The organism is Advenella faeciporci (genome assembly GCF_014652395.1).
GTDB lineage: Bacteria > Pseudomonadota > Gammaproteobacteria > Burkholderiales > Burkholderiaceae_B > Advenella > Advenella faeciporci.
Genome location: NZ_BMYS01000020.1, coordinates 46,985 through 53,907 on the forward strand (window position 1 = coordinate 46,985; position 6,923 = coordinate 53,907).

7 protein-coding genes are annotated in these 6,923 nt (G+C 49.3%); 5 read left to right on the forward strand and 2 right to left on the reverse strand.

Features of this window, described 5'->3' with window-relative positions; translation table 11 throughout:
- Nucleotides 1-11 precede the first annotated feature (11 nt).
- The 3 genes from IE074_RS12490 to IE074_RS12500 all read left to right on the forward strand — a co-directional run bounded on the left by IE074_RS12490 (nt 12) and on the right by IE074_RS12500 (nt 2,452).
- A complete protein-coding gene (locus IE074_RS12490; RefSeq protein WP_189385791.1) occupies nt 12-938 on the forward strand; it encodes a hydroxymethylglutaryl-CoA lyase in 927 nt (308 codons plus the stop codon).
- 26 nt (nt 939-964) lie between these two features.
- On the forward strand, nt 965-2,158 hold the full coding sequence (locus IE074_RS12495) for a CaiB/BaiF CoA transferase family protein (RefSeq protein WP_189385792.1): 1,194 nt from the start codon (nt 965-967) through the stop codon (nt 2,156-2,158).
- Between the two features lie 144 nt (nt 2,159-2,302).
- Complete coding sequence (locus IE074_RS12500; RefSeq protein WP_169293989.1) at nt 2,303-2,452, forward strand: hypothetical protein; 150 nt, start codon at nt 2,303-2,305, stop codon at nt 2,450-2,452.
- 86 nt (nt 2,453-2,538) lie between these two features.
- On the opposite strand, the gene IE074_RS12505 is transcribed toward IE074_RS12500, so the two are convergent.
- Nucleotides 2,539-2,940: a lysozyme inhibitor LprI family protein gene (locus tag IE074_RS12505; RefSeq protein WP_189385793.1), complete on the reverse strand. Its 402-nt coding sequence runs from the start codon at nt 2,938-2,940 to the stop codon at nt 2,539-2,541.
- 265 nt (nt 2,941-3,205) lie between these two features.
- Between IE074_RS12505 and IE074_RS12510 the strand changes: the two genes are divergently transcribed.
- On the forward strand, nt 3,206-3,784 hold the full coding sequence (locus IE074_RS12510; protein WP_189385794.1) for a DJ-1/PfpI family protein: 579 nt from the start codon (nt 3,206-3,208) through the stop codon (nt 3,782-3,784).
- 66 nt (nt 3,785-3,850) lie between these two features.
- On the opposite strand, the gene IE074_RS12515 is transcribed toward IE074_RS12510, so the two are convergent.
- Nucleotides 3,851-5,128: a bifunctional O-acetylhomoserine aminocarboxypropyltransferase/cysteine synthase gene (locus IE074_RS12515; protein WP_189385795.1), complete on the reverse strand. Its 1,278-nt coding sequence runs from the start codon at nt 5,126-5,128 to the stop codon at nt 3,851-3,853.
- Nucleotides 5,129-5,489: 361 nt separating this feature from the next.
- Between IE074_RS12515 and trhO the strand changes: the two genes are divergently transcribed.
- Complete coding sequence (gene trhO / locus IE074_RS12520) at nt 5,490-6,515, forward strand: oxygen-dependent tRNA uridine(34) hydroxylase TrhO (protein ID WP_189385796.1); 1,026 nt, start codon at nt 5,490-5,492, stop codon at nt 6,513-6,515.
- The last annotated feature ends 408 nt before the right edge of the window (nt 6,516-6,923 follow it).

A 6,923-nucleotide genomic window follows, 5' to 3' on the forward strand; every position in this document is an offset into this window, starting at 1 on the left:
AAGAGAAATTCATGTCAAATCATACTGGCGATACCGTGTTGATTAGTGAAGTAGGCCCAAGGGATGGATTGCAGAGTATTAAGACCATTATGCCAACCGCATTCAAGCTTAAATGGATTTCGGCGCTTTATGATGCGGGAGTCAGGGAAATTGAAGTGGGTTCTTTTGTTCCCAGCAAGCTGTTGCCACAATTGGCTGATACAGCCGAAGTGGTGGCGCATGCATTACAGCATCCGGGTCTGACTGTGATGGCCCTAGTGCCGAACTTACGCGGCGCGGTCACGGCTTTTGAGGCGGGCGTGCATAAAATCACCTTGCCTATTTCTGCAAGTGTTGCACATTCTCAAGCCAATGTGCGCAAGACACCTGAGGAGATGATGGAAGAGGCAAAGCGAATTGTTGCCTATCGTGATGCCAATTTTCCGGCTATTAGCATAGAGGCGGGTATTTCAACCGCTTTTGGTTGCACGCTCCAGGGCAAAGTGGATGAGGACGATGTTATTCGTCTTTCAGTCATGGCTGCTCAGGCCGGTATTGATGATATCGGGCTGTCCGATACCACTGGCTATGCAAATCCCAAACAGGTACGCCGGTTATTTAGAAGGCTTTTTGATGAAGTTGGTGAGAAGGCCGGTGCGGCACATATGCATAATACCCGAGGTCTCGGGATTGCAAATTGCCTGGCTGCTTTTGAAGAGGGTGTCAGGACGTTTGATTCTTCTCAGGGCGGGTTGGGAGGGTGTCCGTATGCGCCAGGGGCTTCAGGAAATGTGGTTACCGAGGATCTGGTGTTTATGTTTGAGGCGATGAATGTAAAGACCCATATCAATTATGAAAAATTAATGCAGGCACGGGTTGCTTTGCAGGAAGGTTTGCCAAATGAGCCCATCTATGGAATGACGCCTGAGGCTGGTTTACCTAAAGGGTTCATTCAATAACAATAATTAATAATACAGGAGCAATAATGTCTGAAGATAAAAAACTGCCTTTGGAAGGTGTTAGGGTTGTTGAGTTTACCCACATGGTGATGGGGCCAACATGTGGAATGGTGCTGGCTGACTTGGGGGCTGAAGTCATTAAGATAGAGCCGGTTAAAGGTGATAGCACCCGACATTTAATGGGGTCAGGCGCGGGTTTTTTCCCACTTTTTAATCGAAATAAAAAAAGTATTGCTCTTGATTTGCAAAGTCCAGAGGGTATTGAGATCGCGTATAAATTGATCTCAACGGCGGATATTGTCAGTGAGAACTTCAAGTCGGGAACCATGCAAAAACTTGGCCTGGATTATGAGTCTTTACGTCGTCAAAACGAAAGTTTGATTTATGTGAGTCATAAGGGGTTTTTGCCCGGTCCCTATGCCCATCGTACGGCTCTTGATGAGGTGGTACAGATGATGGGGGGGCTTGCCTATATGACCGGTCGTTCAGGAGATCCTTTAAGAGCCGGCTCCAGTATTAACGACATTATGGGAGGCCTGTTTGGTGCAATAGGTGCCATGGCCGCGCTTATGCAACGCACGCATACCGGTAAAGGGATGGAAGTCCAATCCGCACTGTTTGAGAATAACGTGTTTTTGGTGGCTCAGCATATGATGCAATATGCGGTTACTGGAAATGCGGCAAAACCAATGCCAGAGCGGATTTCCGCATGGGGTATTTATGATGTTTTTACTTTGAAAGATGATGAACAGGTGTTTCTTGGTGTGGTCAGTGATACCCAATGGGATCTTTTTTGTAATGCTTTTGGTTTCAAGGATTTGCGTGCTGATGAACGCTTGAAATCCAATAATGCCCGAGTTCAGCAAAGGTCCTGGTTGATGCCTGCACTGCGTGAGAGATTGGCAGTGTTTAGTGCTAAAGAGATCATGGCGGTTTTTGAAAAGCATGGTTTACCTTTTGCTCCTATTTCTAAACCACAGGATCTTTTTGATGATATCCATTTAAAAACAACGGGTGGGCTTGAAACTATGGCGCTTCCGAATGGTAAAGAGACGTCAGTACCTCTTTTACCCATTACATTGGAAGGAGAGCGTTTGCACATACGCATGGCACCACCAAAAATCGGTCAAAACAGCGTAGAGTTATTGACAGAGTTAGGGTATTCCGAGGCTGAGACAAAACTGTTGTTTGATCGTAACGTGGTTCAGGCTATTGATTAGGTAGCGCGGCAATATCTTCCTCGTTTTCATGCTCTGAACTGATCCCAAATGTTAGACGGTTTCTGGTTCCCATGCTCCTGCGTGGGAACAAAACCGGTTTTGGCGTTAAAATCAAAGATTGCCCAACCATTTTGGAAGACTGTGATGAGTAACGATACTGATCTTGATTTTGATACCGCGTTTGAAAACATTGATTTTGATGAAATCGAAAAGAAAAACGCCGAGCGCATTCAGGAAATGGACGATAGCGTGCCCGAAGCGGATAATGACTGCGGCGATGCCTGCAAGATTTAAGCGTTTTGTTTGTAATTGTTGAATTCAAGCAAAAGGATGGTAATGGCCATCCTTTTTTATGGGCTATTGCCTATGGCGTGCTGGGTTTATTTGCACCCGGCCTGCGGACCCCCTTCATAGCGGTTGGCGGCTTCTATTTCGCAGGTGCGCTCCTGGGTCATGGCACGCAGGCATTCAGCCGCGTTAATCTGGCTAATGCTGCCATCACCCAAGGCGTAAAATTGGCAGTTGGCATCGCGGTATTGAATCCATTGGCGTTGGGCTGATTTCAGCGGGGCTTGCTGGGCGGCGTCACTGCGTTCCATTAAGGCTTTGTAGGATTTGTTCAGGCGGGTATCCCATTTTTTTGCCTGTTTGTTAACACAATCCACAATCGAAACGGTCGTGTTTTGGTTGCATTTTTCGTATTCCTGGTTAAACATTTGGGCCTGGCTGCCGGTGGATAACAAAAGGGCGGGAATGGCTAGTAGCAGGTAAAGAGGTTTCATGATGATTCCTTTTTAGGTGGGTGCTGCAGTGAAAGAAATAGCTGGATGTGTCACTGTGAAGGCCCGTGTGTTTTTGGTGTAGGGCATGAGAAACCGGTGTCTTAATGCAAAAGGTTGCTGAATAAGTTAGGAGCGGCAATATTTTTCAGCCAGCAGCCCAAACAGCCTGTTTGCCATTAAAATGATACAAAACAACAATATAGTGAATAGTAAACCTTTATTGCCAAAAGGGTAATAGGGTATTTTTCAACTTAGGAGACGTGTCATGAGTAAAGCGATTTTAATGATTGCGGGTGATTTCACCGAAGATTACGAAACCATGGTGCCGTACCAGTTTTTGCTGGGTTTGGGGTATGCCGTACATGCGGTGTGCCCCAATAAGAAAGCCGGTGACCATGTGGCCACGGCCATTCATGATTTTGAGGGTGACCAGACTTACAGCGAAAAGCGTGGCCATAATTTTGCCTTGAATTATGATTTTGACCAGGTTAATACCAATGATTATGTGGGTTTGTTAATACCCGGTGGTCGCGGTCCTGAATATTTGCGCCTGAACCGGCGGGTGCTGGATATTGTGCGTGAGTTCAATACGGCCGGCAAGCCGATTGCCGCGGTGTGCCATGGCGCGCAAATTCTGGCAGCTGCAGGTATTTTAAAAGACCGCACCTGCTCGGCCTACCCGGCCTGCGCGCCAGAGGTGGAACTGGCGGGGGGCAAATATGCCGAAATCGCCATTGATGCCGCCGTGACCGACGGTAACCTGATAACCGCCCCCGCCTGGCCCGCCCACCCTGCGTGGTTAAGCCAGTTTGTGAAAGCGCTGGGGGCGGAAATCAAGATTTAACCGTGGGCCTCTGGTTCCCATGCTCCCGCGAGGGAACCACTCCTGTTCTGGATGACAACGCAGGCATTAACCCTTGCTGGCTTCCAATGCCTGGTCCAGGTCGGCAATAATGTCATCAATATGCTCAATACCCACAGACAGCCTGATCATGTCAGCGCTTACACCAGCGGTGGCCAGTTCTTTTTCATTCAGCTGGCGGTGGGTGGTGCTGGCGGGGTGGCAGGCCAGGGATTTGGCGTCGCCAATGTTCACCAGTCGGGTAATAAGTTGCAGGGCGTCAATGAAGCGGGCGCCACTTTCGCTGCCGCCTTTAATGCCAAAGGTTAAAATGCCTGAAGGTTTGCCGCCCATGTATTTTTGTGCCAGCGCGTGTTCGGGGTGGCTAGGCAGGCCAGCGTATTTTACCCATGCCACTTGAGGGTGGTTGTTTAGGTGTTCGGCCACTTTAAGCGTGTTTTCGCAGTGGCGCTCCATGCGCAGGGAAAGGGTTTCAATGCCTTGGATAATCAAAAAAGCGCTTAATGGGGCCAGGGCGGCACCGGTGTTGCGCAGCGGGCCAACACGGCAGCGGCCAATAAATGCGGCGGGGCCAAAAGCGTCGGTGTAGACCACGCCGTGGTAGGCCGGGTCGGGTTCATTCAGAATGGCAAAGCGTTCTTTGTGTTCGGCCCAGGGGAATTTGCCTGAATCCACCACGGCACCGGCAATGGTGGTGCCATGGCCGCCAATATATTTGGTCAGCGAGTGAATCACAATATCGGCACCGTGTTCAAAGGGGCGGCACAGCGCGGGCGAGGCCACGGTGTTGTCAACAATCAGCGGTACGCCATGGCGGTGGGCGGCATCGGCCAGGGCCTGAATGTCAATGATATTGCCTGCCGGGTTGCCAATGGATTCGCAGAAAACGGCTTTGGTACTGTCATCAATCAGCGCTTCAAGAGCGGCAATGTCGTTATGGGGGGCAAAGCGCACTTCAATGCCCTGGCGCGGGAATGAATGGGCGAACAGGTTGTAGGTGCCCCCGTACAGGGTGCTGACTGAAACAATGTTGTCACCGGCACCGGCTATGGTTTGAATGGCGTAGGTAATGGCCGCCATGCCCGAGGCAACCACCAGCGCGCCAATCCCGCCTTCCAGTGCCGCCACACGCTCTTCAAGCACCGCATTGGTGGGGTTCATGATGCGGGTGTAAATATTGCCAGCCACTTTCAGGTCAAACAAATCAGCCCCGTGCTGGGTGTTGTCAAACGCGTAGGAAGTGGTTTGGTAAATGGGTACTGCCACGGCTTTGGTGGTGGGTTCGGGTTTATAGCCGGCGTGAATCGCCAGTGTCTCTAACTTCATGCTTCCTCCGGGGGATAAAAATAGTGAAATATGCGTTCCCATGCTCCCGCGTGGGAACAAAGAATTGTTAATCCGTAGACTAGCAGATTTTACATAACTTAAAATTATTTTGTTATGGCAAATGAGGGTATGCATTCCTGTGCGGGAGCATGGGAACAAGAAAAAGTTAATCTTTGCTTTATAATTCGTAGAAGTAGATGCTGCGTTCTTCGCAAATTCCTTTCTTTGTATTTGTGACAAAATTGCGTACTGTGTTTTCAACACCGTATATTGCTTGTTTCCATGCTCCTGCTTGGGAAAAAAGCGCGATTGCCTACTGTATTTTCAAATATCTTACTTTTCATCGGTTACCGATTACTTTATGTCCAACTTTACCATTGCCGCTTTATATAAATTTGTAGAATTGCCCGATTACGAGGCAATGCGTGAACCCTTGCAGGCTTTTTGCGAGCAGCATGATGTTAAGGGCACTTTGTTGCTGGCGCTGGAAGGCATTAATGGCACGATTGCCGGCCCACGCGAGGGGATTGATGCGGTGTTGGCGTATTTGCGCAATGACCCGCGCCTGGCTACGCTGGAGCATAAAGAATCCTGGTCGGAAGACCGCGAGCCGTTTCACCGCATGCGGGTGCGCCTGAAAAAAGAAATCGTGACCATGGGCCAGCCCAATGTGAATGGGCAAAATGCGGGTACGTATGTGAAGCCCGAAGACTGGAATGCCCTCATTTCCGACCCCGATGTGGTGTTGATTGATACCCGCAATGATTACGAAGTGGATATTGGCACCTTCAAGGGGGCGGTTAACCCTGAAACGGTTACCTTCCGCGAGTTTCCGCAATGGGTGCAGGAACAGGCCCGGGCGGGTGGCTTGCTGGATAAAAACAGGAAAAAGAAAGTGGCCATGTTTTGCACCGGTGGCATTCGCTGTGAAAAATCAACCGCCTATATGAAATCCCAGGGCTACGATGAGGTTTACCACCTGGAAGGCGGTATTCTTAAGTATCTGGAAACCATTCCCCAGCCACAAAGCCTGTGGGAAGGTGAGTGCTTTGTGTTTGATGAGCGGGTATCGGTGGGTCATGGCTTGGTGCCCGGGCCATATATTCAGTGTCGGGCCTGCCGTCATCCTTTAAGTGATGAAGATCGCGCTTCTGCCCATTATGTGCGCGGTGAAAGCTGCCCGCATTGCTGGGACAAGATTACTGAAGAGCAACGTGAGCGTTTTCGGGAAAGGCAGCGTCAGGTGGATTTGGCCGAGCAGCGTCACGAGGGGCATATTGGTGCAAAAATGGATGAGCAAATCCGCAAGCGTCGTGAAGAAAAACGGGCGCAAAAAGAAAAATCCCGCCAACTGGCGCATGAGCTTGATCAACAAAAGAGCAAATAGTTGTTTTTTGTGTTGAAAAAAGGTGGAAACTAGTGCATACCCTAAGTGTGAATTGTCATATTGTGGTGCATAATTCATTTCATGCAGGTGAGGAGACAAAATGCTTGGCAAAGACCGGGCAACTTGCTGGTAACGGCTCATAAGCAGTAAGCGGTTCCAAAATAAATACAAGAAAGGGCGATTAATGTCACAAGCATTAATCGCCCTTATTAATTTCAGCGCGGTTTATGCATTCCCACGCGGAGCATGGGAACGAGTACGCAAATTTTCTGGTTCCCACACTCTGAACTGACCCCAAAAAGTTGGACACCCATTCAACTTTTAGGGGTCTTTTCAATGACAAAATATGATTTGCCGTTCAAAATCAAATTAGTCCAAGCGTATCTATCCGGCCAGAGTGGCTATCGC

Excerpts from the sequence above, each read along its gene's own strand:
- IE074_RS12505 (WP_189385793.1), bottom strand. The coding sequence starts at position 2,940 with ATGAAACCTCTTTACCTGCTACTAGCCATTCCCGCCCTTTTGTTATCC.
- IE074_RS12515 (WP_189385795.1), bottom strand. The coding sequence starts at position 5,128 with ATGAAGTTAGAGACACTGGCGATTCACGCCGGCTATAAACCCGAACCC.
- IE074_RS12500 (WP_169293989.1), top strand. The coding sequence starts at position 2,303 with ATGAGTAACGATACTGATCTTGATTTTGATACCGCGTTTGAAAACATT.
- IE074_RS12510 (WP_189385794.1), top strand. The coding sequence starts at position 3,206 with ATGAGTAAAGCGATTTTAATGATTGCGGGTGATTTCACCGAAGATTAC.
- trhO (WP_189385796.1), top strand. The coding sequence starts at position 5,490 with ATGTCCAACTTTACCATTGCCGCTTTATATAAATTTGTAGAATTGCCC.
- IE074_RS12490 (WP_189385791.1), top strand. The coding sequence starts at position 12 with ATGTCAAATCATACTGGCGATACCGTGTTGATTAGTGAAGTAGGCCCA.
- IE074_RS12495 (WP_189385792.1), top strand. The coding sequence starts at position 965 with ATGTCTGAAGATAAAAAACTGCCTTTGGAAGGTGTTAGGGTTGTTGAG.